Source organism: Pseudomonas sp. I2 (assembly GCF_040984075.1).
GTDB lineage: Bacteria > Pseudomonadota > Gammaproteobacteria > Pseudomonadales > Pseudomonadaceae > Aquipseudomonas > Aquipseudomonas guariconensis_B.
Window position 1 is genome coordinate 26,491 of record NZ_JBCGFQ010000010.1, and the last position, 24,322, is coordinate 50,812.

At 64.9% G+C, this 24,322-nt stretch carries 21 protein-coding genes and 2 pseudogenes; 11 read left to right on the forward strand and 12 right to left on the reverse strand.

All coding sequences use genetic code 11. The annotated features are described in order from the left end of the window. Positions 1 to 79 precede the first annotated feature (79 nt). Positions 80 to 1,459, forward strand: coding sequence for a sodium:solute symporter (locus tag WCE05_RS07050; protein ID WP_225789768.1), 1,380 nt, complete (start codon positions 80 to 82; stop codon positions 1,457 to 1,459). Between the two features lie 137 nt (positions 1,460 to 1,596). Here WCE05_RS07050 and WCE05_RS07055 read toward each other — a convergent pair whose 3' ends face one another. The 3 genes from WCE05_RS07055 to WCE05_RS07065 form a co-directional block, all read right to left on the reverse strand. Next, on the reverse strand, positions 1,597 to 1,725 hold the full coding sequence (locus WCE05_RS07055) for a PA1414 family protein (RefSeq protein ID WP_256543834.1): 129 nt from the start codon (positions 1,723 to 1,725) through the stop codon (positions 1,597 to 1,599). A 242-nt stretch (positions 1,726 to 1,967) separates the two neighbouring features. After that, a complete protein-coding gene (locus tag WCE05_RS07060) occupies positions 1,968 to 2,894 on the reverse strand; it encodes a DMT family transporter (RefSeq protein ID WP_253091232.1) in 927 nt (308 codons plus the stop codon). A gap of 106 nt (positions 2,895 to 3,000) precedes the next feature. After that, complete coding sequence (locus tag WCE05_RS07065; protein WP_225789770.1) at positions 3,001 to 3,393, reverse strand: transcriptional regulator; 393 nt, start codon at positions 3,391 to 3,393, stop codon at positions 3,001 to 3,003. Positions 3,394 to 3,576: 183 nt separating this feature from the next. Between WCE05_RS07065 and WCE05_RS07070 the strand changes: the two are divergent. From WCE05_RS07070 to WCE05_RS07080, 3 genes and pseudogenes are all read left to right on the forward strand, one after another. After that, positions 3,577 to 3,806: pseudogene (locus WCE05_RS07070) on the forward strand (type II toxin-antitoxin system RelE/ParE family toxin); the annotation flags it as partial. Next, entirely contained in the window at positions 3,799 to 4,092 is a 294-nt protein-coding gene (locus WCE05_RS07075) for an addiction module antidote protein (protein WP_225789771.1), read from the forward strand. The pseudogene WCE05_RS07070 and the gene WCE05_RS07075, both read left to right, overlap by 8 nt. A gap of 230 nt (positions 4,093 to 4,322) precedes the next feature. Then, positions 4,323 to 4,595, forward strand: coding sequence for a hypothetical protein (locus WCE05_RS07080; protein ID WP_225789772.1), 273 nt, complete (start codon positions 4,323 to 4,325; stop codon positions 4,593 to 4,595). 141 nt (positions 4,596 to 4,736) lie between these two features. On the opposite strand, the gene WCE05_RS07085 is transcribed toward WCE05_RS07080, so the two are convergent. Then, positions 4,737 to 6,059 (reverse strand): DEAD/DEAH box helicase, encoded by a 1,323-nt coding sequence (locus tag WCE05_RS07085; RefSeq protein WP_225789773.1) that lies wholly within the window; start codon positions 6,057 to 6,059, stop codon positions 4,737 to 4,739. Between the two features lie 143 nt (positions 6,060 to 6,202). Here WCE05_RS07085 and WCE05_RS07090 point away from each other — a divergent pair, with 143 nt between their 5' ends. Then, on the forward strand, positions 6,203 to 7,504 hold the full coding sequence (locus WCE05_RS07090; RefSeq protein WP_368815655.1) for a mechanosensitive ion channel family protein: 1,302 nt from the start codon (positions 6,203 to 6,205) through the stop codon (positions 7,502 to 7,504). Positions 7,505 to 7,553: 49 nt separating this feature from the next. Here WCE05_RS07090 and WCE05_RS07095 read toward each other — a convergent pair whose 3' ends face one another. From WCE05_RS07095 to WCE05_RS07115, 5 genes and pseudogenes are all read right to left on the reverse strand, one after another. After that, positions 7,554 to 7,766: a hypothetical protein gene (locus WCE05_RS07095; RefSeq protein WP_253080912.1), complete on the reverse strand. Its 213-nt coding sequence runs from the start codon at positions 7,764 to 7,766 to the stop codon at positions 7,554 to 7,556. Beyond that, positions 7,763 to 7,954 (reverse strand): annotated as a pseudogene (locus tag WCE05_RS07100) (helix-turn-helix domain-containing protein); the annotation flags it as partial. The pseudogene WCE05_RS07100 and the gene WCE05_RS07095, both read right to left, overlap by 4 nt. 37 nt (positions 7,955 to 7,991) lie before the next feature. Further along, positions 7,992 to 8,867: a carboxylate/amino acid/amine transporter gene (locus tag WCE05_RS07105; RefSeq protein ID WP_225789776.1), complete on the reverse strand. Its 876-nt coding sequence runs from the start codon at positions 8,865 to 8,867 to the stop codon at positions 7,992 to 7,994. A gap of 228 nt (positions 8,868 to 9,095) precedes the next feature. Further along, on the reverse strand, positions 9,096 to 9,695 hold the full coding sequence (locus WCE05_RS07110) for an FMN-dependent NADH-azoreductase (RefSeq protein WP_225789777.1): 600 nt from the start codon (positions 9,693 to 9,695) through the stop codon (positions 9,096 to 9,098). 110 nt (positions 9,696 to 9,805) lie between these two features. Further along, positions 9,806 to 10,120, reverse strand: coding sequence for a 3-phosphoglycerate kinase (locus tag WCE05_RS07115; protein ID WP_225789778.1), 315 nt, complete (start codon positions 10,118 to 10,120; stop codon positions 9,806 to 9,808). Between the two features lie 47 nt (positions 10,121 to 10,167). Here WCE05_RS07115 and WCE05_RS07120 point away from each other — a divergent pair, with 47 nt between their 5' ends. From WCE05_RS07120 to WCE05_RS07135, 4 genes are all read left to right on the forward strand, one after another. Beyond that, on the forward strand, positions 10,168 to 11,091 hold the full coding sequence (locus WCE05_RS07120; RefSeq protein WP_225789779.1) for a LysR family transcriptional regulator: 924 nt from the start codon (positions 10,168 to 10,170) through the stop codon (positions 11,089 to 11,091). Positions 11,092 to 11,104: 13 nt separating this feature from the next. Further along, positions 11,105 to 11,917, forward strand: a complete 813-nt coding sequence (locus WCE05_RS07125; RefSeq protein WP_368815656.1) for an alpha/beta fold hydrolase — start codon at positions 11,105 to 11,107, stop codon at positions 11,915 to 11,917. Then, on the forward strand, positions 11,911 to 12,468 hold the full coding sequence (locus WCE05_RS07130) for a peptidylprolyl isomerase (RefSeq protein ID WP_225789781.1): 558 nt from the start codon (positions 11,911 to 11,913) through the stop codon (positions 12,466 to 12,468). The genes WCE05_RS07125 and WCE05_RS07130 overlap by 7 nt, the downstream gene beginning before the upstream one ends. A gap of 62 nt (positions 12,469 to 12,530) precedes the next feature. Next, positions 12,531 to 14,363 carry an ABC transporter ATP-binding protein gene (locus tag WCE05_RS07135; protein ID WP_253080911.1) on the forward strand — a complete coding sequence of 611 codons (1,833 nt, stop codon included), beginning with the start codon at positions 12,531 to 12,533 and terminating at the stop codon, positions 14,361 to 14,363. A gap of 31 nt (positions 14,364 to 14,394) precedes the next feature. Here the strand turns inward: WCE05_RS07135 and WCE05_RS07140 are convergent, their stop codons facing one another. Next, complete coding sequence (locus tag WCE05_RS07140; protein ID WP_368815657.1) at positions 14,395 to 15,525, reverse strand: GNAT family N-acetyltransferase; 1,131 nt, start codon at positions 15,523 to 15,525, stop codon at positions 14,395 to 14,397. 242 nt (positions 15,526 to 15,767) lie between these two features. Between WCE05_RS07140 and WCE05_RS07145 the strand changes: the two genes are divergently transcribed. Then, the gene (locus WCE05_RS07145) at positions 15,768 to 17,012 is read left to right on the forward strand and encodes a putative porin (protein ID WP_225789784.1); all 1,245 of its coding nucleotides are present in this window, start codon (positions 15,768 to 15,770) and stop codon (positions 17,010 to 17,012) included. A gap of 133 nt (positions 17,013 to 17,145) precedes the next feature. Here WCE05_RS07145 and WCE05_RS07150 read toward each other — a convergent pair whose 3' ends face one another. Both WCE05_RS07150 and hrpA read right to left on the reverse strand, forming a co-directional pair. After that, the gene (locus tag WCE05_RS07150; RefSeq protein ID WP_225789785.1) at positions 17,146 to 18,267 is read right to left on the reverse strand and encodes a beta-ketoacyl-ACP synthase III; all 1,122 of its coding nucleotides are present in this window, start codon (positions 18,265 to 18,267) and stop codon (positions 17,146 to 17,148) included. Positions 18,268 to 18,476: 209 nt separating this feature from the next. Continuing rightward, positions 18,477 to 22,385: an ATP-dependent RNA helicase HrpA gene (gene hrpA / locus WCE05_RS07155; RefSeq protein WP_225789786.1), complete on the reverse strand. Its 3,909-nt coding sequence runs from the start codon at positions 22,383 to 22,385 to the stop codon at positions 18,477 to 18,479. Between the two features lie 550 nt (positions 22,386 to 22,935). Here hrpA and WCE05_RS07160 point away from each other — a divergent pair. After that, positions 22,936 to 24,300 (forward strand): glutamine synthetase family protein, encoded by a 1,365-nt coding sequence (locus WCE05_RS07160; protein ID WP_225789787.1) that lies wholly within the window; start codon positions 22,936 to 22,938, stop codon positions 24,298 to 24,300. Positions 24,301 to 24,322: the final 22 nt, after the last annotated feature.

A 24,322-nucleotide genomic window follows, 5' to 3' on the forward strand; every position in this document is an offset into this window, starting at 1 on the left:
ACAAGACGAGACCTCCGGGCGCCGTGAACCCGCCCGGTTGGTCGATCTCGCCATAATAAAGATAATCGGGAGACCCCCAATGGCCTTGGACATCATCGTTGTACTGATCTATGCCGCCGGCATGCTCGGGCTTGGCTGGTACGGCATGCGGCGGGCGAAGACCCACGAAGACTACCTGGTGGCCGGGCGCAACCTCGGCCCGACCCTGTACATGGGCACCATGGCCACCACCGTGCTGGGCGGCGCCTCCACCGTCGGCACCGTGCGCCTGGGCTACGTCCACGGCATCTCCGGCTTCTGGCTGTGCGCCGCGCTGGGCCTGGGGATCATCGCCCTCAACCTGTTCCTGGCCAAGCCCTTGCTGCGCCTGCGCATCTTCACCGTGACCCAGGTCCTGGAGCGGCGCTACAACCCCATGGCACGCCAGGCCAGCGCCGCGATCATGCTGGCCTACGCGCTGATGATCGCCGTGACCTCGACCCTGGCCATGGGCACCGTGCTGCAAGTGCTGCTCGACGTACCGTTCTGGATGGCGCTGCTGTTCGGCGGTGGCGTGGTGGTGGTCTACTCGACCATCGGCGGCATGTGGTCACTGACCTTGACCGACATCGTGCAATTCGTCATCAAGACCGTCGGCCTGATGTTCATCCTGCTGCCGGTGTGCCTGTACAAGGTCGGCGGCTGGGACCAACTGGTCGCGCAGTTGCCGGCGGCCAGCTTCAACTGGACCACCATCGGCTGGGACACCATCGTCACCTACTTCCTGATCTACTTCTTCGGCATTCTCATCGGCCAGGACATCTGGCAGCGGGTGTTCACCGCCCGTGACGAGAAGGTCTGCCAGCGCGCCGGCACCACCGCCGGCATCTATTGCGTGCTGTACGGCCTGGCCTGCGCCCTGATCGGCATGGCCGCCCACGTGTTGATGCCGGACCTGGCCAACCCCAACAACGCCTTCGCGGCGATGATCAAGACCACCCTGCCCGATGGTATCCGTGGCCTGCTGATGGCGGCGGCCCTGGCGGCCATGATGTCGACCGCCAGCGCCGGCCTGCTCGCCGCCTCGACCACGCTGACCGAGGACCTGCTGCCCCGCCTGCGCGGCGGCAAGCAGTCGAGCCTGGGCGTGAACCGCCTGTTCACCCTGATCACCGGCCTGGTGGTACTGGGTATCGCCCTGGCGGTGAACGACGTGATCAGCGCCCTGACCCTGGCCTACAACCTGCTGGTGGGCGGCATGCTGATCCCGCTGATCGGCGCGATCTTCTGGAAACGCGCGACCACCGCGGGGGCTATCGCCAGCATGTCGCTGGGTTTCACCACCGCGCTGTTCTTCATGTTCAAGGATGGGTTGGATGCCAACTCGCCGATCTACTACAGCCTGGCGATCGGCCTGGTGAGCTTCGTGCTGATCAGCCTGCTGTCGCGTCGCCCGGTGGCGACGGCGAACCTGGCGTAACCCCTCGCAGGAGCCGGTTCGCCGGCGATGGGCTGCAAAGCAGCCCCACTGCCGCTTGACCGACATGCGGGCTTGCCTCACACAGGCCCATGAAACCCAAAGGCCGCCGCATCGAAGGATGCGGCGGCCTTTTTATTTCAGCGGCGGCGCGGCTGGCGCTTGCGCTGTTCCTCATCAGTGGGGATCGGTACCGGCTGCAGCGGTGGTGGGAGCAAGCCCAGGGCGACTGCGAGGTCGTGGAGCCAGTTATACATTCGATTGTTCATAACGCCCCCTTCACGGGTCAGCCTCAGGTAAATCAATCCTGCGATGCTTCATACAGATCATAGCCCGATGTCCTGCATTACGCATGTCTCTAATCCCATAGATAGGGGTGAGTTTGACGCGGATCAAGCGGAAACGGCAGGCCTCGACGGCCGGTCAAGTGTTTCTCCTTATTGCAGGTGGATCCAGTCCTGCGCAATTGTGCTGACAGCACAGGCCCTTTAGCGGGCCAGCACTCCCCCTGCTACCCGACAAGCCTGCGCAACTGCTGCCGTACCCAGGGCTCCGCACTGACCAATATGACCCCAAGCAGCACCATCACCGCCCCCAGCACGAAGTTCACGCTCAACGGCTCGCCCAGCAACAGCACGCCAAAGGTCACCCCGAACAGCGGCGTGATGAACGAAAACACAGCCAGGTTCGAGGCCAGGTACTTGCGCAACAGCCAGAACCAGGTGAGGTAGCTGACGAACGACACCACCACCGCCTGGAACAGCACGCTACCCACGGCCACCGGAGTCAGCGCGACCATGCCGACCTGTCCGCTGACCAGGGCGATCAGCAGCAACCCGACGAACCCCACCAGCAACTGGTAGAACAGGGTCAGGTCGGCCGGTGCCTCCGACAACCGCGAGCCACGCACCACCACGGTGGTAGCGCCCCAGGCCAGGCCGGCCAGAACCCCCAGGGCATCGCCGAGCAAGACCCGGCCATCGAGCTCATCCAGCGAAAGCCCGCCGGCGAATGCCGTGGCGATCCCGGCGAAGGACAGCAGGATACCCAGCCACTGCAGCGACCGCAGGCGCTCGCTCGGCAACATGAAATGCAGGCCCAGGGCGGTGAATACCGGTGCGGTATAGAGGAACACCGACATGTGCGCCGCCGAGGTCAGCTTCAGCCCCTCGGCGATGAACAAAAACTCCAGGCCGAACAGCGCACCGGCCAGCAACCCGGCGCGCCAGGTGCTGCCCACCTGTCCCCAGCCGCCCCGCCAGCAGACCAGCAGGCCGACCAGCACCGCGGCGATCCCGGAACGAAAGGCCGCCTGCATCACCGGGGCGATGTCGCTGGCGGCCCACTTGATCATCACCTGCTGGCTGCCCCAGATCAGGCAAAGCCCCAGCATCACTTGCAGGGCGAAGGCGTCGGTGGTCTTGCGGGCCGCACTCATGGGCGGCCCCCGTGGCGGTTCGGTGACATGGCAAGGGCTCGGCAGTAGCGAAATGGATCCCGATTATCGGGTTTCCACCACGGCCCTTGCCAGTCTCAAAACGACCTCAAGCGATCTGCGCCTTCGCCGACACCTGCTCGAAGGTGATCTCGTCCAGCGGGTCGTCCTGCTCGTCGAGTACCTGGCGCGGGTGCTCGAAACCCGGGATGCTGCTGTCGATCAGGCTGAGCAGGCGCGATCCACGCTCGGTGAGCACGAAATTCTCGCCATTGCCCCCATCCTCCTCCGGCCGACTCTCGATGAAACCACGCTCGAAGAGGATCTTCTCGTACTCGCAGGCACGGGTCTTCAACTGATCCAGGTCGCCCACCGGCTGGCCTTTGGCAGCCAGCGCCGCGGCGTGCTGCTCGGCATAGGGGCGAGGAGTGAAACTGTGACCGGCGCCGTTTTGCACCTCGTGCAGCAAGCGTTCGATCAGGTCCCAGTCGTAGGTGCTCATGGAGGTGGCCTCCTGCTGTGGACGGTGGGTATACAGCATGGGACCGGAAAGGCGCCGGGGGCGTTCCGCGGGATGCTCAGCGCTGGCGCTGAGCCAGCACGTCGGAATCGAGAGCAGTGCTCATGGCTTGCTTGGCAGGCACGCGCGGTCCGGCCTGAGGGAGGAACTCGTCGCCCAGTCCGGATCATTGCCCGTATCAACCGGCTGATGGAAGGCCTGCCTGGCGACGTTTCCCGGTTGGCCATGGTGTAAGTGAACTCAGAGTTCATTATGGCCCCGGTTACCGGGTGTATTTTCACCAAACCGGCGATACCTTGGTGATCCTGCTCTGCGGTGGTGACAAGAACAGCCAACGTCGCGACATCAAGGCAGCCCATCAAATCCTGCGTTGGTGGAGGATGCAAAATGACTGAAACGTTCTTTGAATTCGATGCGGCCGATTACCTGACGACACCGGAAGCCATTGCGCAATTCATGAGCGACGCGTTGGAAACCGGGGATGCCAGCTATGTTGCCAAGGCCGTTGGCGTTGTGGCGCGGGCGAAGGGGATGAGCGAACTGGCTAAAGAGACCGGCTTGTCTCGCGAACAGCTCTACCGCTCCTTCAGCGAACACGGCAATCCAACGCTGAAGTCGTTCCTGGCCGTGATGAAGGCATTGGGAATAGACATGACCGCCAAACCTCACCTTGGTCACTGAACAGGTCAACTGTTCTTGACCAGATAGTTGATGAACAACCTGAACAGCTCCGCATTACCGGCGATCCCCAGACGCTGCCAGATGTGGCGCAGCTCATGTCGAAGTCGACCACGGCCCCGAGCGCCACATCGACGGCCGCGCCCGAAACAGCGCTCCGCTGGTCGCTGGGGCTGAACTTCCTCGTATCCACGCGCCTCCACCGGGCATAGCCAACGCCGGAGGTAAGAGGGATGAAACCACTGCTGCGCATCCTGTGTGCGACCACCCTGCTCTGCGCCCTGCCCGCCTGGGCCTGTACGCCGGAAGAGGCGACGGAAAAGCGCGAGGAGCTGGCCAAGCTCGTCACCCAACTGACCGAACAAGACCCGCAGAAAGCCAAGGACATCAACGACGAGTTGCAGGGCATGGACCTGGATACGCAGAGCAAGGACCTGCCAGGCAAGTGCCAACTGATCGACAGGCGGATCCAGGAACTGAAGGAAGCCGAGCAGAAGGCTGGCTGAAAGAACGTGGGAAGCCGGCTTGCCCGCGAATGGGCTGCCAGGCCCTAGACTACGAAGCGCCGCTTAACCGACTGGCATTGGGGCTGCTTCGCAGCCCCGGGACGCTCAAGTGAACGGCATTACCTGCAAAAGCCGAGGCTTTTATTCAGCCGCTGGCTTGCGCTTCTTCAGCGGCGCCATGCCATCGGCGCTGGCCAGCGGTGCCTTGGCCTTCGGCTTCGCCGCAGGCTTGCGCTTGGCCGCGCCCTTCTTCTCGGCGGCTTTCTTCTCGACCTTTTTCTTCTTGCTGCCCGCGGCCTTGCCCGAGGCCTTGACCTTCTTCGGCCCGCTGTAGGTGCCCTTGACCTCCTTGATGACCCGCCGCTCGAACTGCTGCTTGAGGTAGCGCTCGATGCTCGACATCAGGTTCCAGTCGTTATGGCAGATCAGCGAGATCGCCAGCCCCTCGCCCCCTGCCCGGCCGGTACGGCCGACGCGGTGCACGTACTCATCGCCACTGCGCGGCATGTCGAAGTTGATCACCAGGTCCAGGCCGTCGATGTCCAGGCCGCGGGCCGCCACGTCGGTGGCCACCAGCACCTTGGAGCCGCCCTGCTTGAAGCGTTCCATGGCCAGCTTGCGGTCCTTCTGGTCCTTCTCGCCATGCAGCACGAACGCCTTGACGTCCTTGGCCACCAGGTGCCCATACAGGCGGTCGGCCCAGGCCCGGGTATTGGTGAAGACGATCGCCTTCTGGTAGCTCTCGTTCTCCAGCAGCCACTGGACGATCTGTTCCTTGTGCTGGTCGTGGTCGGCCGTGATGATCTGCTGGCGGGTGCCCTCGGCCAGTTGCGAGACGCTGTTGAGCATCAGGTGCTCAGGGTCCTTGAGGACCTTGCCGATGATGTCGCGCAGGGCCGCACCGCCGGTGGTGGCGGAGAACAGCAGGGTCTGCTCGCGATTGGCGCATTCCTGGCACAGGCGCTCCATGTCTTCGGCGAAGCCCATGTCGAGCATGCGGTCGGCCTCGTCCAGCACCAGCACCTGGACGTGGGACAGGTCGAGGTTGCCGGCATTGAGGTGCTCGAGCAGGCGGCCGGGGGTGCCGATCAGCACGTCCGGCACCTTGCGCAGCAACGCGGCCTGCTCCTTGAAGTCCTCGCCCCCGGTGACCAGGCCCGACTTGACGTAGGTGAACTGGGAGAAGCGCTGCACTTGCTTGAGGGTCTGCTGGGCCAACTCGCGGGTCGGCAGTAGGATCAGCGCACGGATCTCCACACGGCGCTCGCGCAGGTCGACCAGGCGATCGAGCACCGGCAGGACGAAGGCTGCGGTCTTGCCGCTGCCGGTCTGCGCGGTCACCCGCAGGTCACGCCCTTGCAGGGCCAGGGGAATGGCCGCCGCCTGCACCGGGGTCGGCTCGACAAAGTTCAGCTCGGCCACGGCTTTGAGCAGGCGTTCGTGCAGGGCGAATTGGGAAAACACGGGTGTACCTCGGGCAGATGCGGACAATTCGGTTGCATAGGGTAACGTTTTCCGCGGTCGGAGCCGAATTTCTTTTGGCACCTTTGCATCGGTCCGCGTTCTAATAATGCTTCGTTTCGCAACTATGGACTGTCTAGATCCTCATGGATATCCAACGACTCTGGCACGACACCCTGGATCTCTGGGGCACCCTCGACCAACACCCCATGCTACATGCCGCCCTCGGCCTCGCGGTACTGCTGCTGATCTCCATACTGATCGGCCGCCTGGCACGTTTCCTGGTGTTGCACGCCAGCCGCCTACTGGCCCGCCAGCCGGCCCTCAAGTGGCTCGACGACCTGCGCCATAACAAGGTGCTCCATCGCCTGGCCCAGACCACGCCATCGCTGGTGGTGCAGTTCGGCCTGAAGCTGGTGCCGGAACTCAACGACACTGCCCAGCACTTCCTCGGCAACCTCGCCCTGGCCTTCACCCTGCTGTTCCTGAGCCTGGCCCTGTCGTGCCTGCTCGATGCCCTGCTGGACATCTACGCGCGCACCGAACACGCCCGTACCCGCTCGATCAAGGGCTACGTGCAACTGGCCAAGCTCATGCTGTGGGTGTTCGCCTCCATCGTCATCGTCGCCACCCTGATCGACCGCTCGCCGCTGTTGCTGCTGTCCGGCCTTGGCGCCATGTCGGCGGTGCTGCTGTTGGTGTACAAGGACACCCTGCTGTCGTTCGTCGCCAGCGTGCAGTTGACCAGCAACGACATGCTCCATGTCGGCGACTGGATCGAGATGCCCCAGGTCGGCGCCGACGGCGACGTGGTGGACATCACCCTGCACACGGTCAAGGTGCAGAACTTCGACAAGACCATCGTCTCGATCCCCACCTGGCGCCTGATGTCCGAGTCGTTCCGGAATTACCGCGGCATGCAGCAGTCCGGCGGGCGCCGCATCAAGCGCAGCCTGTTCATCGACGCCGCGGGCGTGCGCTTCCTGACCGGCGAGGAAGAACAGCGCCTGACCCAGGTACGCCTGCTGGGCGACTACCTGGCCGGCAAGCGCGAGGAACTGCAGAGCTGGAACGAGGCCCTGGGGCCGGTGGCCGAGCTCGCCGCCAACCGCCGCAAGCTGACCAACATCGGCACCTTCCGCGCCTTTGCCCTGGCCTACCTGAAGAACCACCCCGACGTGCACCCGAACATGACCTGCATGGTCCGCCAGATGCAGGCCACCGCCGAAGGCGTGCCGCTGGAGATCTACTGCTTTACCAGGACCACGGTGTGGGCCGAGTACGAGCGTATCCAGGGGGATATCTTCGACTACCTGCTGGCGGTGTTGCCGGAATTCGGCTTGAGCCTGTACCAGCAGCCGAGCGGCAACGACATGCGCGTCGGATTGGCCACCAGGCCGCAGGCGAGCGCGCAGGCGCAGCGGCTGGACGAGCTGGCCGAGGCCTAATGGCCTGTAGGGCTGATACTCATGCTCGTATTCGAGCGACCAGCCCCGCTCAACCGAAGGTCATCTCGAAGGGCTCCGCGCTCTTGCTGATGGCCTTGGCAATCAAAGGCGCCCGCTCCACCAGCTCCCGCTGGTGGAGCAACGTGCCCTCCAGCGCCTGCAAAATTTCGCGTATCCGCTCCCGCGGATCCTCGACACGGCAACGCCTGCCAAACTCGAGCAGGTACAGCCGCGATGCGAAAATCGACTTCTGGTTGCTCAAGGCAAGCGCCAACCCAATTCATCCAGCGTAGGCATTCGCCTTGGTACCACCTCGAGTTCACACCCCAAGGCACTCAGCGCTCGACAGTAGTAGGACATCGCCACGGTCAGCGACCCCCTTTCGATCTCGCTCAGTTTCTGCCGGGTGATACCAATACGCTGGGCAAGCTGGATTTTGGTCAGGCCGCGATGTTTTCGATCGGTACGTTGCCCCCGGCAAGGCCGCTCAAACCTTACCGCCCAACGGTAACGATACGCGGCTCCCCAACCGGCTCATCCACACCGACGCCAGGATCACCGCACCGCCAATGAACAACCGCCCCAGCGGTTCGTCCTGGTTCCAGATCAACAGGTTCAGCAGCAACCCCACCGGTACGTGCAGGTTGTTCATCACCGCCAGCGTCGCCCCGGAAACCAGGCAGGCGCCCTTGTTCCACCAGTACAGGCCCAGAGCGGTCGGGCACAGGCCGAGGAACAACAGCACCAGCCACTGCACGTCGGTACTCGGCAACTGCTGGGCGTTGCCGAACAGCAGGAAAGCCGGCAGCACGACGGCCAGCGCTCCCAGGTAGAAGTAACCGAAACGCTTGTAGTGCGGCAGGTCGCTGGGGTGACGGGCCACCAGATGCCGGTACAGCACCTGCCCGGCGGCATAGGTGAAGTTGGCCAGTTGCAGCAGCAGGAAGCCCATGAAGAAGTCGCCGCTGATGCTGTCCATGCGGATCACGCCCGCACCGGCCACGGCCACCAGGGCGGCGAGCAGTGCCCACGGGTTGAAACGGCGGTTCAGGGCGTCCTCGATCAGGGTCACGTGCAACGGTGTGAGGATGGTGAACAGCAACACCTCCGGCACCGTCAGCACACGGAAGCTCAGGTACAGGCAGACGTAGGTGATGCCGTACTGCAACGCGCCGATCAGCAGCATCCCGCGCATGAAACCTGGCTCCACCCGGCGCCAGCGGGTCAGCGGCAGGAACACCAGCCCAGCCAGCACCACCCGGGCCAGCACGGCGAAGTAGCTGTCCACATGCCCGGCCAGGTATTCGCCGATCAGGCTGAAGGAAAACGCTTGGATCAGCGCGACGATAATCAGGTAGCCCATGGTTGCCTCTTCCCCATCAAGGCGGCGACCTTAGCGGGTCGAGATACCTTACGGCAACACGGAGCCCTGGAATCGGCAGTATTCGCGCTGTCCCATTCGTGGACAAGCCCGCCAATGGGCCCGAACAGGCGACATGAGTTCCGCTCATAAAAAAGCCCGGCCATGTCATGGCCGGGCAGGCACACCCAAGGAGCAACGGGTGTCAGGGGGTTGGGAATTCGTCGCGGCTCAGGCCACCGCCGCCAGCCTGGCCTTGGCCTGGTTCAGGCCCTTCTCGTGGAAGTCGCCGCTCATGTTCAGGCCTTCGGCATGGATGAAGGTCACGTCGTGGATGCCGATGAAGGCCATGACCTGGCGCAGGTAGGGTTCCTGGTGATCGCTGGCGGCACCGGCATGCAGGCCGCCACGGGCGGTCAGGACGATGGCGCGCTTGCCGACCAGCAGCCCCTGCGGGCCGGTGGGGGTGTACTTGAAGGTGATGCCGGCGCGCAGCACATGGTCCAGCCAGGCCTTGAGGGTACTGGGGATGGTGAAGTTGTACATCGGCGCGGCCATCACCAGCACGTCGGCGGCCAGCAGCTCGTCGGTGAGCGCGTTGGAACGCGCCAGGGCCTCCAGTTCAGCAGCGCTGCGCTGCTCCTCGGGCTTCGTCCAGCCACCGAGCAGGTCGGCATCCAGGTGCGGCACCGGCGTCACCGCCAGGTCACGCACGGTGATCTCGTCGCCCGGGTGGGCCGCCTGCCACTGCTGGATGAAATCACGGGTCAGTTGACGGGAAACGGAATCCTGCTGGCGGGCGCTGCTTTCGATGATCAATACGCGGGACATGGAAGCCTCCATCGGCGAACAAAGGGTTGCGATTCGATGGAGGTGAGATTAAGGCTTGACCTATCGATAAAAAAGCGTAAAAAGTGGGTTCAATCTATCGACTAATCCGTTTATTCCGCTTTGCAGTTCACTGCGATCCGCAGCCTGATGATCTGCCGGTTGAACTTGGCGGTAACGTCCACGCTTTTGCCGGCGGGCACGTTCACCCGCCGCACCCGCGGCGCCTCTGGGCCGTTGCGCAAGATCACCCGGCATGCCGCAGGCACCTGACCATAGTTGTTCAGGGTGATCGCACCGATGTCGTAGGCGGTGTCGTAGGCCGTGTAGTCGAGCTTGACCCCGTCCAGTTGCTTCTCCACGTCGATGGGGTAAGCCATGGCCCCGAGGGGCAGGCACATCAGCAATGCCGCACAACATTTCTTCATGGGCGCTCTCCTTGAAAGAGCGCAGCTTAGGACAACAGGAGCCGAAGATGAAAGCGCCGCGCGTAACCCTGGATCAGTGGCGAACCCTGCAGGCAGTGGTCGATCACGGTGGGTTCGCCCAGGCCGCCGAGGCCCTGCACCGCTCGCAATCCTCGGTGAGCTACACCGTGGCGCGCATGCAGGAGCAACTGGGCGTGCCGTTGCTACGGATAGACGGGCGCAAGGCGGTACTGACCGAAGCCGGCAACGTGCTGCTGCGCCGCTCGCGCCATCTGGTCAAGCAAGCCAGCCAACTCGAGGACCTGGCCCACCACATGGAACAAGGCTGGGAGGCCGAAGTGCGCGTGGTGGTCGATGCCGCCTACCCCAGCACCCGCCTGGTGCGCGCCCTGAGCGCCTTCATGCCGCAGAGCCGCGGGTGCCGGGTACGCCTGCGCGAGGAGGTGTTGTCCGGGGTCGAGGAGGTGCTGCACGAAGGCATCGCCGACCTGGCCATCAGCAGCTACAACATCGGCGGCTACCTGGGCGCCGAGCTCAGTGCCGTGGAGTTCATCGCCGTCGCCCACCCCGAGCACAGCCTGCACCGCCTGGGCCGGGAAATCACCTTCCAGGACCTGGAAAGCCAGTTGCAGGTGGTGATCCGCGACTCCGGCCGTGCCCAGCCGCGCGACGTCGGCTGGCTCGGCGCCGAACAGCGCTGGACGGTCGGCAGCCTGGGCACCGCCGCCACCTTCGTCAGCAGCGGCCTGGGGTTCGCCTGGCTGCCTCGGCACATGATCGAGCGCGAGCTGCGCGACGGCGTGCTCAAGCCCTTGCCGCTGGACCAGGGTGGCAGCCGCCATCCGCTGTTCTACCTTTACTCGAACAAGGACAAGACCTTGGGTCCGGCCACGCAGATCCTCATCGAACTGCTGCGCAATTTCGACACCGCGCCACTGGACGTGCCCTTCGCAGCCCCCCCGCAAGCCTGAGAGGACCGCGCCCATGGCCTATTTCGAACACGAAGGATGCACGCTGCACTACGAGGAATATGGCCAGGGCGAACCCCTGGTACTGCTGCACGGCCTGGGTTCCAGCTGCCAGGACTGGGAACTGCAGGTCCCCGTGCTGAGCCAGCACTACCGCCTCATCCTCATGGACATCCGTGGCCACGGCCGCTCCGACAAGCCCCGCGACGGCTATGAGATCGCCACCTTCAGCGAAGACCTGCTGGCCCTGCTGGAACACCTGCAGACAGGCCCGGTGCATCTCGTCGGCCTGTCCATGGGGGGCATGGTGGGCTTCCAGTTCGCCGTCGACCACCCCGGCTGGCTACGCAGCCTGTGCATCGTCAACAGCGCCCCGGAGGTCAAGCGACGCACCCGCGCCGACTGGATCTGGTGGGCCAAGCGCTGGGGCCTGGCACGCCTGCTGAGCGTCGAGACCATCGGCAAGGGTCTGGCCGAACGCCTGTTCCCCAAGCCCGAGCAGGGCGAACTGCGGCAGAAGATGGCGCAGCGCTGGGCGCGCAACGACAAGCGGGCCTACCTCAAGAGCTTCGATGCCATCGTCGACTGGGGCGTGGTGGAACGCATCGGCCAGATCCACTGTCCCACCCTGGTGATCAGCGCCGACCACGATTACACGCCGATACAACTGAAGGAGCGCTACGTCGCCTTGATGCCCCTGGCAAGGCTGGCGGTCATCGACGATTCCCGGCACGCTACGCCCCTGGACCAACCCGAGGTCTTCAACCAGACCCTGCTGCAATTCCTTGCAGCCGCTTCCACCTCTCAAGGATCTTTGAGCCCATGCTGAAAAAACTCCTGCTCGCCGCCTGCTCGGTTGCCTTCGCCACCAGCGTCATGGCTTCCGACAAGACCCCGCACGTAGTGCTGGATACCAGTTTCGGCCAGGTCGAAATCGAGCTGAATGCCGAAAAGGCCCCGATCAGCACGAAGAACTTCCTCGAATACGTCGACAGCGGCTTCTACAACAACACCATCTTCCACCGCGTGATCCCAGGCTTCATGGCCCAGGGTGGCGGCTTCACCGACGCCATGGTGCAAAAGCCCACCCGCGATCCGATCCGCAACGAGGCCAGCAACGGTCTGGAGAACACCCGCGGCACCATCGCCATGGCCCGCACCTCCGACCCGAACTCGGCCACCAGCCAGTTCTTCATCAACGTCGCCGACAACGCCTTCCTCAATCCGGGGCGCGACCGTGGCTACGCGGTGTTCGGCAAGGTGACCAAGGGCATGGAAGTGGTCGACCAGATCGTCAATTCGCCGACCACCATCAAGAAGGGCATGCGCGATGTACCGGCCGACCCGGTGTACATCAAGTCCGCCAAACGCATCGACTGACCGAGCGGTTCACAGGGACGTGACACCGCCTGACGGCCGAGGGAACAGGAGCCATTTCATCCATGCTGTACCGCCGCTTCGAGCAACTGATCGATATCTTCCGCGAAGCGCCAAGCGAAGCGCCGCCGAGCAAGGTGCTGCCGTTCTACCTGTACTACCTGCGCCAGGTCTGGCCGAGCTTCGTCGCCCTGCTGGTGGTCGGCCTGGTCGCCGCGTTGATCGAGGTGGCCATGTTCGGCTACCTGAGCCGGATCATCGACCTGGCCCAGGTCACCCCGGGCGCCGAGTTCTTCAGCCGGCACGGCGGCGAGCTGATCTGGATGCTGGTGGTGATCCTCGTGCTGCGCCCGCTGTTCTTCGGCCTGCACGACCTGCTGGTACACCAGACCATCAGCCCGGGCATGACCAGCCTGATCCGCTGGCAGAACCACACCTACGTGCTCAAGCAGAGCCTGAACTTCTTCCAGAGCGACTTCGCCGGGCGCATCGCCCAGCGCATCATGCAGACCGGCAACTCCCTGCGCGATTCGGCAGTGCAGGCGGTGGATGCCCTGTGGCACGTGCTGATCTACGCGATCAGCTCGCTGGTGCTGTTCGCCGAGGCCGACTGGCGCCTGATGCTGCCGCTGCTGGCCTGGATCGCCTGCTACATCGGTGCGCTCTGCTACTTCGTGCCACGGGTCAAGGAGCGCTCGGTGATCAGCTCTGACGCCCGCTCCAAGCTGATGGGGCGGATCGTCGACGGCTATACCAACATCGCCACCCTCAAGCTGTTCGCCCATACCGACTTCGAACAACAGTACGCCCGCGAGGCGATCAGCGAACAGACCGAGAAGACCCAGCTGGCCTCACGGGTCATCACCAGCATGGATGTGGTCATCACCAGCCTCAACGGCCTGCTGGTGGCCGGCACCACGGCACTGGCCCTGTGGTTGTGGAGCCAGTCGCTGATCACCGTCGGTGCCATCGCCCTGGCCACCGGCCTGGTGATCCGCATCGTCAACATGTCCGGCTGGATCATGTGGGTGGTCAACGGCATCTTCGAGAACATCGGCATGGTCCAGGACGGCCTGCAGACCATCGCCCAGCCGGTCAGCGTCACCGACAGGCCCGATGCCCCCGCGCTCAAGGTCAGCCGCGGCGCCGTGCGCTTCGACGACGTGGGCTTCCACTACGGCAAGGGCGGCAAGGTCATCGACGGGTTGAACCTGGATATCCGCCCGGGCGAGAAGATCGGCCTGATAGGCCCCTCCGGGGCCGGCAAGTCGACCCTGGTCAACTTGCTGCTGCGCCTGTACGACGTGGAAAGCGGGCGTATCCTCATCGACGGCCAGGACATCGCCGAGGTCAACCAGGCCAGCCTGCGCGCGCAGATCGGCATGATCACCCAGGACACCTCGCTGCTGCACCGCTCGATCCGCGACAACCTGCTGTACGGCCGGCCGGACGCCAGCGAGGCAGAGGTCTGGGAAGCGGTACGCCGGGCCCGGGCCGACGAGTTCATTCCACAGTTGTCCGACGCCCAGGGGCGCACGGGCTTCGATGCCCACGTGGGCGAGCGCGGGGTCAAGCTCTCGGGTGGCCAGCGCCAACGCATCGCCATTGCCCGGGTGCTGCTGAAGAATGCGCCGATCCTGATCATGGACGAGGCCACTTCGGCACTGGACTCGGAAGTCGAGGCGGCGATCCAGGAGAGCCTGGAAACCCTGATGCAGGGCAAGACGGTGATCGCCATCGCTCACCGCCTGTCCACCATCGCCCGCATGGACCGCCTGGTGGTACTGGACAAGGGGCACATCGTCGAAAGCGGCAGCCATGCCGAGCTGCTGGCCCAGCAGGGGCTCTATGCACGCCTATGGCACCACCAGACCGGCGGGTTCGTTGGCGTGGACTGACGGTGGCTGCAAGCTTGCAGCTCGAATCCCGTCATCCCCCACGGCGATAGGGCAACAGCCGCCGGGCCTCCTCGGCGTAGGCCTTCACCCCCACCCGCTCCTGGGCGAGGAAGTCCTCCACCGCCCGGCGCAACCCCGGGTGGCGCAGGTAATGCCATGACCGCGTGAGCACCGGCTCGAAACCACGGATCAGCTTGTGCTCCCCCTGGGCGCCAGCGTCGAAACGCTGCAGCCCCTCGCCAATGGCGAAATCCATGCCCTGGTAGAAGCAGGTCTCGAAGTGCAGCCGGTCGAATTCGTCCAGGCAGCCCCAATAGCGCCCATACAGGCTGTCGCCACCGACCAGGCTCAAGGCCATGGCCACGTCACGCCCGCCCTGGCGGGCCATCACCACGCGGACCGCCTCGGGCATGCGCTCGGCCAGCAGGCTGAAGAAGCTCCGGGTCAGGTACGGCGTGCGACGGCGCACCGCATAGGTGTTGGCGTAGCACAGGTAGACGAAGTCCCACTGCACCTGCGTCAACTCATCGCCACGGTACCCGTGGAAGTCGATGCCCTGCCCGGCCACCTGCTCGCGCTCCTTGCGCAACTGCTTGCGCTTGCGCGAGCTGAGGGTGTCGAGGAAATCCTGAAAGTCCCGGTAACCGCGATTGCGCCAGTGAAACTGGCAACCCAGGCGCTCCAGCCAGCCCGGCAGGCCAGCGAGCTGATCGTCCACGGCCTTGTCGGTGAAATTGATATGCGCGCCACTCAACTCGCCCTTGCCCAGGTACTCGGGTATCGCCTGCAGCAGAAGCAGGCCATCGGCCGCGTCGGCGGCCAGCAGGCGCGGCCCGCTCACCGGGCTGAACGGCACCGCGCCGAGCAGCTTCGGGTAGTAGGCGATCCCGGCCCGCTCGCAGGCATCGGCCCAGCCATGGTCGAACACGTACTCCCCGAACGAATGCCACTTGCGATAGGCCGGCAGCAACGCCCGGACCTGCCCCTCGCGCTCCAGCACCAGGTGTTCGGCCGCCCAACCGGTCGACGGCGCGACACTGGCGCTGTCTTCCAGCGCACTGAGGAATGCATGGCGCAGGAACGGCTGGCCATCAGGCACCAGGGCATCCCAGGTCGCCGCCGGAAGATCGCGCAGATGGGCAAGGCTGTACAGGCTGGTCACGATTTCGACTCGCTGCGAAAGAGCCGCCAGTATCCCGGAAGAGTGCCATGACACTCAAATCATGACGTGCTCACTTAACCGCAGCGCCATCAAATAGACATCATTCTGTCACTCCCCCTCGCAATACTTGCGCCTGTTTTTCGAAGCCCCGGCAACCCGTCTAGCCAGGGCTTTTCCGAAGACATGCCAACTCGGGGCGGGCGCCAAGAGCCTCCCCACTTTTTTTCAACAGGGAGAACCTTATGCGTCTTGTTTCTACACTTACCGGAGCAAGCCTCACCGGCATGATGCTGGCCCTGAGCGCTCCGGCCAGTGCTGCAGTTGACGCCAAGCTGCTCGAGATGCTCCGCGCCAATGGCTCGATCAACGAGGCGCAGTACAACGAACTGCAGGCCGATCTGGCTCAGGAAACCAAGGAAAAGGCAGACCAGAAGGCACAGGCCGATCGCCTGAGCTCCTTTGAGCAGAAAGTGGCCTGGGCCGCCAAGACCCAGATCAAGGGTGACGTGCGCCTGCGCTACGAAGACGTCAACGTCGACAACCCCAACAGCCGCAGCAACAACCAGGACCGTGAACGGGTCCGCGCCCGGGTCGGCTTCTACAGCGAGATCAACCCGCAGGTGGACGCCGGTGTGCGCGTGGCCACCGGCAGCAGTTCCGATGCCCGATCCACCAACCAGAGCCTGGACAACTACTTCGACAAGAAATCGCTGTGGGTCGACCTGGCCTACCTCGACTGGCACCCGACCGCCCTGCCGGGCCTGCACCTGATCGGCGGCAAGATGAACCAGCCCTGGGTGAGCATGGGCGACATCATCTGGGACAGCGACATCAACCCGGAAGGTATCGCCGTCACCTACAAGACCGACCTGGGCGGTGCCGAGCTGTTCGCGAGCGCCGGCCACTACAACCTGAAGGATAACGTCGACGGCGACGGCGTGCAGTTCAAGCACGACGCGCAGCTCTACCACGGCCAGTTGGGCACGCGCTTCGGTCTTGCCGACACCGTCAAGGTCACCGTGGGCGGCAGCATCTACGGCTATGACAACGACAAGAGCTCGACCGCCCTGCAGAACTTCGGCAACACCACCAACGAGTTCAACCTGGTGGAAGGTTTCGGGCAACTGGACTTCACCGGCTTCGCCATCCCGTTGTCGGCCTATGGCCAGTTCGTCAAGAACACAGACAGCACCGATGGTGCGGACAAGGCCTGGCTGGCGGGCCTGAAGACCAAGGTCGGTTCCTGGAGCCTCGACTACAACTACCGCGACGTACAGCGCAATGCCGTGGTCAGCCTGTTCACCGACTCCGACTTCGGTGCCGGCTTCACCGGTTCGCGTGGGCACAAGTTCAAGGTCGGCTACGAGATCGACAAGAACTTCTCCTTGGGCGCGGCCTACCTGATGGCCAAGACCGACCTGTCGCAATTGCCCAACAGCAATGCTGATGTCGACACCCTGCAGGTCGACCTGGAAGCCAAGTTCTAAGCGCGGGCTACCTGCGTCACCCAAGCGGGAAGTACCGACCCCATCCGGTACTTCCCGCTTTTTTGTCTAATGCCGAGGCCGCTTCGCGCCCAAAGCGACTGAGCGTTTCAATTGACCGGCAAGCCGGTACCGATCAGCGCTTGCGCAGAATCACGCTGCCAATCGAATACCCCGCGCCAAACGAACTCAGCACCCCCAGCGAACCTTTCGCCAAGTCATCCTGGTACAGGTGGAAGGCAATCACCGACCCCGCCGAGCTGGTATTGGCATAACGGTCGAGGATCACCGGCGCATCTTCCTCAGCCACGTCGCGGCCAACCAGTTTCTTGACGATCAGGTGGTTCATGCTCAGGTTCGCCTGGTGCAGCCAGAATCGCTTGACATCGCCAGGTTGCAGGTCGTTCTCCGCCAGGTGCTGGCCAATCAACTCGGCGACCATCGGGCAGACCTCGCGGAACACCTTGCGGCCTTCCTGGACGAACAACTTGTCCGGCGCGCCGATGCCCTCCTCCGCCGCGCGGTTGAGGAAGCCGAAGTTGTTGCGGATGTTGTTGGAGAACTGGGTCAGCAACTTGCTGCTGACGATCTCGAACTGGTGGGCCGAAGTGGCCCGGTCGGCACGCTCGATCAGCACCGCGGTGGCGGCATCGCCGAAGATGAAGTGGCTGTCGCGGTCACGGAAGTTCAGGTGGCCGGTGCAGATCTCCGGGTTGACCATCAGCACCGCGCGGGCCTGCCCCAACTGCACGCTGTTGGCGGCGGTCTGGATGCCGAAGGTAGCCGAGGAACAGGCCACGTTCATGTCGAAGGCGAACCCCTGGATGCCCAGCGCCTGCTGCACCTCGATGGCGATGGCCGGGTACGGGCGCTGCAGGTTGGAGCAGGCGACGATCACCCCATCGACGTCGGCGGCGCTGCGGCCGGCGCGCTCCAGGGCCTGGCGGGCGGCAGCGACGGCCATCTCGCAGAGGATCGACGGCTCGTCGTTGGAGCGCTCCGGCAGGCGTGGCTTCATGCGTTGCGGATCGAGGATGCCGGCCTTGTCCATGACGAAGCGGCTCTTGATCCCCGAGGCTTTCTCGATGAAGGCGGCGCTGGACTCGGCCAGGGCTTCGAGCTCGCCACGCTCGATGGCGGCGGCGTTGTCGTGGTTGTACTGGTGCACCCAGGTATTGAAGGAATCCACCAGCTCTTCGTTGGAAATGCTCTGGGCCGGGGTATACAGGCCGGTGCCGCTGATCACGACGTTATGCACGGTCGTTCCTCTGGTCAAAGGCCATCGCCATGTGGCGCTGGCTGGAATAATGGCACCTTAGTGCCAACTTTAAGACAAGCGCTTCGCGTTCGTTCGTCGGCAAGCCCGCCTCCACAGCGCGAGAGCGCATGACCTGTGGCAGCGGGCTTGCCCGCCAAGGGCCGCACCGCGGCCCCAAATTGCACCAATAGTGCCACAAGTGTGGAAGTTTATCCCTCCACCTGGCTCCACTGCTTGCCCAAACGTTTGTCGGAAACCGGCACCTTGGTACCCAGTTGCTGGGCGAACAACGACACCCGGTATTCCTCCAGCAACCAGCGGTACAGGGTCAGTTGCTCGTCACGCTTGCCTTCCTGGGCATGCTTGTCGGCGCGGGCCTTGTACTGGGCCCACAGGTTGCTCAGCTCGCCACTCCAGACCCGGTCCTTCTGCACCTGGGCGCCGAGCTTCTCCAGGCGCAGTTCCACCGCCTTGAGGTAACGCGGCAGCTCCTTGAACCAGGCCGCCGGCGTCTCGCGGACGAAGCCCGGGTAGACCAGGTTGGCAAGTTGCTGCTTGATGTCGTTGAGCGCCACCGCCTGGCTCAGGTCGATCTTGCCCTTGAAGCGCTTCTGCAGGCCGTGCCACAGCTTGAGCACCTCCAGCGTCTGGCGGGCCAGGCGTTCGGCGTGCTCGGCCCAACTGCCACGCTTGCGCTCGGCAAGCCCGGCCAGCGCCGCACCGTCCCGTGGCAGTTGCGCCTCGCCTTCGAGGATGCAACTGTCGAGGCTGGCCAGCAGGATGTCCTCCACCAACGCCTCGACCCGCCCCAGTTCGCGGTACAGCAGGCCCAGCTCGGTCAGCCCCGGCAGCTTGCCGCGCAGGAACTTGGCAGGCTCGGCCAGTTGCTGCAGCAACAGGCGCTGCAGGGCACGACGGTGCTGGAACTCGGCCTCGGCCTGGGTCGAGAAGCGCCCCTCGCGCACCGTGCCGTTTTCTTCCACCAGCGCCGGGTAGACCGTCAGCGACAGGCCGGCGATCTTCTGCTGGGCGGTCTGCGCCACCTCGGCGAAGGCCTTGGCTTGCACCGGCTGCTCGGCCTTCTCGTTGCGCGGCAGGGCCAGCGCGGCCTGGCTGGCGGCGGCGAAGCGCGCGGTCAGCTCGGCCAGGTCGCGGCCTTCGCCGAGGAACTTGCCCTGGCCGTCGACCACCTCGATGTTCATGCGCAGGTGCCCTTCCACCAGGCTTGCCGCTTCCGCCCAGGCCTCATCGGACACCCGTGCGCCCGTCATGCGCAGCAACTCCTGGCCCAGCGATTGCGCCAGGGCGCCCTGGCCGAAGGCCATGCGCGACAACGCAGCCTTGACGAAGTCCGGCACCGGCACGAAGTTCTTGCGCAGGGCCTTGGGCAGGTTGCGCACCAGGGCCACGCACTTGGCTTCCAGCAGGCCCGGCACCAACCACTCCAGGCGCTCGCCCGGCAGGTTCGGCAACAATGGCGCCGGTACCCGCACGGTCACGCCGTCACGCGGGTGGCCCGGCTCGAAGTGATAGGTCAGCGGCAGGCGCAGTTCGCCGATCTGCAGATGGTCTGGATACTGCGCCGCGGTGACTTCGCTGGCCTCGCGGGCCAGCACGTCTTCCTCGCGCATGATCAGAAGGTTCGGGTCCTTCTGACTGTTGATCCGGTACCAGCTGTCGAAAGTCGCGGTCTGGTGGATCTCCGCCGGCAGGCGTGCCTCGTAGAAGGCGTAGAGGGTTTCTTCATCGGCAAGGATGTCGCGACGACGGGCCTTGGCCTCCAGCTCGTCAAGTTGCTCGAGCAGGCGCTTGTTGGCCGACAGGCACTTGGCCCGCGACTGGATCTGGCCGCCGACCAACCCCTCGCGGATGAACAGCTCACGCGACACCACCGGGTCGATCGGGCCGAAGTGCACCGGCCGGCGCCCGACCAGGATCAACCCGTACAAGGTGATCTGCTCGTAGGCCACCACCTGCCCCCGCTTCTTCTCCCAGTGCGGCTCGAAGTGGTTCTTCTTCACCAGGTGGGTCGCCAGCGGCTCGATCCAGTCCGGCTCGATCCTGGCCACCATGCGCGCGTACAGCTTGGTCGTCTCCACCAGTTCGGCGGCCATCACCCACTGTGGGCGCTTGCGGCCCAGGCCCGAGGACGGGTGAACCCAGAAGCGACGCTGGCGGGCCCCCTGGTAGTCGCCCTCCTCGGTCTTGTGGCCGACCTGGCTGAGCAGGCCGCTGAGGATCGCCTTGTGCACCTTCTGGTAGTCGGACGGCTCCTTGTTCACCGCCAACTGCAGGTCACGGCAGATCAGCGCCAACTGGCGATGGGCATCCCGCCACTCGCGAAGGCGAAGGTAGTTGAGGAACTGCTTGCGGCACCAGTTGCGCAGCGGGTTGGCGGTCAGCGCCTGACGCTGCTCCTCGAAGCCGCGCCACAGGTTGACCAGCGCGGCGAAGTCGGAGTCGACATCCTTCCACTGGGCATGCGCCTGGTCGGCGGCCTGCTGGCGCTCCGGCGGGCGTTCGCGTGGGTCCTGCACCGACAGGGCACTGGCGACGATCAGCACCTCCTGCAGGCTGCCCAGGCGCGCGCCTTCGAGCAGCATGCGGCCCAACCGAGGGTCGATCGGCAGGCGCGCCAGCTGGCGACCCAGTGGCGTCAGCTGATTCTCGCGGTTGACTGCCGACAGCTCCTGCAACAGGTTGAAGCCGTCGCTGATGGCCTTGCCATCCGGCGGTTCGATGAACGGGAAGGCATCGATCGCGCCGAGGCGCAGGTGCAGCATCTGCAGGATCACCGCCGCCAGGTTGGTGCGCAGGATCTCCGGGTCGGTGAAGGCCGGCCGGCTGTTGAAATCCTCTTCGCTGTACAGGCGCACGCAGATGCCCGGTTCGACCCGGCCGCAGCGGCCCTTGCGCTGGTTGGCGCTGGCCTGGGACACCGCCTCGATCGGCAGGCGCTGGACCTTGGCACGGTAGCTGTAGCGGCTGATGCGCGCGGTGCCGGTGTCGATCACGTAGCGAATGCCCGGCACGGTCAGCGAGGTCTCGGCGACGTTGGTGGCCAGCACCACGCGGCGCCCGGCATGGGGCTGGAAGATCCGCTGTTGCTCGGCCGGTGACAGGCGCGCATACAGCGGCAGGATCTCGGTGTGACGCAACTGGGCCTTGCGCAGGATCTCCGCGGCATCGCGGATCTCCCGCTCGCCCGGCAGGAACACCAGCACGTCGCCCGGCCCCTTGCCTTCGCTGCGCTCGTGCTGTGCCAGCTCATCCAGGGTGGCGAGGATCGCCTGGTCGACGGTGAGGTCGTCCTCGACCGGGTTGCCTTCTTCGTCCTGCTCGCTGGTCAGCGGGCGGTACCAGGTTTCGACCGGGTAGGTTCGCCCGGACACCTCGATGATCGGTGCACCATCGAAATGCTTGGAGAAACGCTCCAGGTCGATGGTCGCCGAGGTGATGATCAGCTTGAGCTCCGGACGGCGGTGCAGCAGGGTCTTGAGGTAGCCGAGCAGGAAGTCGATGTTCAGGCTGCGCTCGTGGGCCTCGTCGACGATGATCGTATCGTAGCGCTCGAGGAAGCGGTCGTGCTGGGTCTCGGCCAGCAGGATGCCGTCGGTCATCAGCTTGACCAAGGTATTGGCATCGCTCTGGTCCTCGAAACGCACCTGGTAGCCGACCAACCCACCCAACGGCGTGCCCAGCTCCTCGGCCACCCGCGCCGCCACGCTGCGCGCGGCGATCCGGCGCGGCTGGGTGTGGGCGATCAGGCCGTGGCGGCCACGGCCCATCTCCAGGCAGATCTTCGGCAACTGGGTGGTCTTGCCCGAGCCGGTCTCGCCGGCGATCACCAGCACCTGGTGCTCGGCCAGGGCCTTCTTGATCTCGTCGCGCTTGGCGGCGATCGGCAGGCTGTCGTCGTAGCGGATGTGTGGCACGCGCTGCTGGCGCGCGGTGACCTGGGCGCAGGACGCCTGGACCTTCTCCACCCACTGGGCCAGGCGCGCCTCGTCGGGACGCTTGCGCAGCTCGTGCAGTTGCCGCCGCAGGCGATGGCGGTCGGCGATCATGGCGTGGTCGAGGTTCTTCAGCAGTTGGTCGATGGCGTGGTGGTCTGTCATGGGGCTTTCTAATGAGGCAGGCGGCCCTGCTTTTTTCATGATCGGCTTTCGAAGAGGCGGGATTGTCGCAGATTTCCGGGCCGTCTGTACCGGCGCATTCCCGTTGCCATCGAGGCCGCTTCGCCGGCAAGCCGGCTCCCACGGGCTCCAATGGTGTTACCGAATCACGTGCCAGGCAGAGAAATCTACAGGCGCGAGCGTTGCCAGGGCGCCCACAATGTTTAGCCATCCCTGGACTGAAGGTTGCCATTCACTGCTTTAATCAACCTTACGCCTCGTGTGAGTATCGATCCATGACCCGCCTCCCGATCATCGCGCGCTCGCTGTCACGCCCTTCCCTGCCGAAGGCCCGGGCCCGCGCCGGCGAAAACCCGCTGGTACATGTCATCCTCGCCTTCTGGGCCCTCTGGCACTGCCGCCACGCTCGCCCACCGGATACGTCGCCCCGGCTTGCCTGACCCACCCCGGCCGCCCTTGGCCGGCGTCTTCAGCCCGACCGACCGTATGCATACGGTGGTCCCGTGCGCCTGCGGGCGCGAGCGACAGCATCATGCACTTTGACAACCCGGAACACGCCAGGCGCTTTCTGGCCGACAACCCCGATATCGACCTGTTCGAACTGTTCATCCTCGACGCCAACGGCGTACCGCGCGGCAAGCTGCTGCACCGCGAGGAACTGCTGGCGGTCTACGAGACCGGCCGGCCACTGCCCAGCACCATCCTCGGCCTGACCCTCAACGGCGACGACGTGGAGGACTCCGGCCTGGTCTGGGATGTAGGCGATATCGATTGTCGCGCCTACCCCGTGGACGGCAGCCTGGTGCGCCTGCCCTGGCGCCGTGTACCGACCGCCGCGCTGCAGGTCAGCATGCACCCCAGCGAAGGGCTGCCAGCCAGCGTGGCCGACCCACGCCATGTGCTGCTGCGCACCATCGAGGCACTCGAGGCCGACGGCTATCACCCGGTGATGGCCTGCGAGCTGGAGTTCTACCTGCTCGACCAGCAGCGCGACGCCCAGGGGCGTCCGCAGCCGGCACTGGACCAGGACGGCGGCCGGCCGCGCACCACCCAGGTCTATGGCCTGCGCGAGTTGGAGCAGATCGAGCCGTTCCTCGCCGACCTCTATGCCGCGTGCAAGGCCCAAGGCATCCCGGCGCGCACGGCGATCTCCGAATACGCCCCCGGCCAGGTGGAAATCACCCTGGAGCATGGCGATGCGCTGGCCGCCATGGACCAGGCCGTGCGCTACAAGCGCCTGGTCAAGGGCGTGGCCAACGCCCATGGCATGCAGGCCTGCTTCATGGCCAAGCCGTTCGACCACCTGGCCGGCACCGGCATGCACATGCACCTGAGCCTGGCCGATGCCGAGGGTCGCAACCTGTTCGCCAGCGACGACCCGGCCGGCACCCCGCTGCTGCGCCAGGCGGTCGGCGGCATGCTGCGCCACCTGCATGAATCGCTGTTGCTGTTCTGCCCCAATGCCAACTCCTACCGGCGTTTCCAAGCCAACAGCTATGCACCGCTGGCGCCGACCTGGGGTGTCGACAACCGTACCGTCAGCCTGCGCGTGCCAGGCGGGCCGGCCAACAGCCGGCATGTGGAGCACCGTATCTGCGGTGCCGACGCCAATCCCTATCTGGCAGCGGCGGCAATCCTCGCCGCTGCCCACCAAGGCATCCGCGAGCAACTGGACCCTGGCGCCCCGGTACAGGGCAATGGCTACGCCCAGGCCACCGAATACCTGCCGACCGACTGGCTGACCGCCCTCGACGCCCTGGAGCGCTCGGGCTGGGCCAGGCAAGCCCTGGGCGAGGGCTTCCTCGGCGTCTACCTCAAGGTCAAGCGCGCCGAATACCGCCAGTTCATGGCCGAAGTCGGCGAACAGGACTGGCGCTGGTACCTGCACCAGGCCTGAGCCCCTACTCCATTCCCGTGAA

Bases quoted from the DNA above. Each gene is read 5' to 3' on its own strand.
- WCE05_RS07050 (WP_225789768.1), top strand. From the start codon at position 80: ATGGCCTTGGACATCATCGTTGTACTGATCTATGCCGCCGGCATGCTC.
- WCE05_RS07055 (WP_256543834.1), bottom strand. From the start codon at position 1,725: ATGAACAATCGAATGTATAACTGGCTCCACGACCTCGCAGTCGCCCTG.
- WCE05_RS07060 (WP_253091232.1), bottom strand. From the start codon at position 2,894: ATGAGTGCGGCCCGCAAGACCACCGACGCCTTCGCCCTGCAAGTGATG.
- WCE05_RS07065 (WP_225789770.1), bottom strand. From the start codon at position 3,393: ATGAGCACCTACGACTGGGACCTGATCGAACGCTTGCTGCACGAGGTG.
- WCE05_RS07075 (WP_225789771.1), top strand. From the start codon at position 3,799: ATGACTGAAACGTTCTTTGAATTCGATGCGGCCGATTACCTGACGACA.
- WCE05_RS07080 (WP_225789772.1), top strand. From the start codon at position 4,323: ATGAAACCACTGCTGCGCATCCTGTGTGCGACCACCCTGCTCTGCGCC.
- WCE05_RS07090 (WP_368815655.1), top strand. From the start codon at position 6,203: ATGGATATCCAACGACTCTGGCACGACACCCTGGATCTCTGGGGCACC.
- WCE05_RS07105 (WP_225789776.1), bottom strand. From the start codon at position 8,867: ATGGGCTACCTGATTATCGTCGCGCTGATCCAAGCGTTTTCCTTCAGC.
- WCE05_RS07110 (WP_225789777.1), bottom strand. From the start codon at position 9,695: ATGTCCCGCGTATTGATCATCGAAAGCAGCGCCCGCCAGCAGGATTCC.
- WCE05_RS07115 (WP_225789778.1), bottom strand. From the start codon at position 10,120: ATGAAGAAATGTTGTGCGGCATTGCTGATGTGCCTGCCCCTCGGGGCC.
- WCE05_RS07120 (WP_225789779.1), top strand. From the start codon at position 10,168: ATGAAAGCGCCGCGCGTAACCCTGGATCAGTGGCGAACCCTGCAGGCA.
- WCE05_RS07125 (WP_368815656.1), top strand. From the start codon at position 11,105: ATGGCCTATTTCGAACACGAAGGATGCACGCTGCACTACGAGGAATAT.
- WCE05_RS07130 (WP_225789781.1), top strand. From the start codon at position 11,911: ATGCTGAAAAAACTCCTGCTCGCCGCCTGCTCGGTTGCCTTCGCCACC.
- WCE05_RS07135 (WP_253080911.1), top strand. From the start codon at position 12,531: ATGCTGTACCGCCGCTTCGAGCAACTGATCGATATCTTCCGCGAAGCG.
- WCE05_RS07145 (WP_225789784.1), top strand. From the start codon at position 15,768: ATGCGTCTTGTTTCTACACTTACCGGAGCAAGCCTCACCGGCATGATG.
- hrpA (WP_225789786.1), bottom strand. From the start codon at position 22,385: ATGACAGACCACCACGCCATCGACCAACTGCTGAAGAACCTCGACCAC.
- WCE05_RS07160 (WP_225789787.1), top strand. From the start codon at position 22,936: ATGCACTTTGACAACCCGGAACACGCCAGGCGCTTTCTGGCCGACAAC.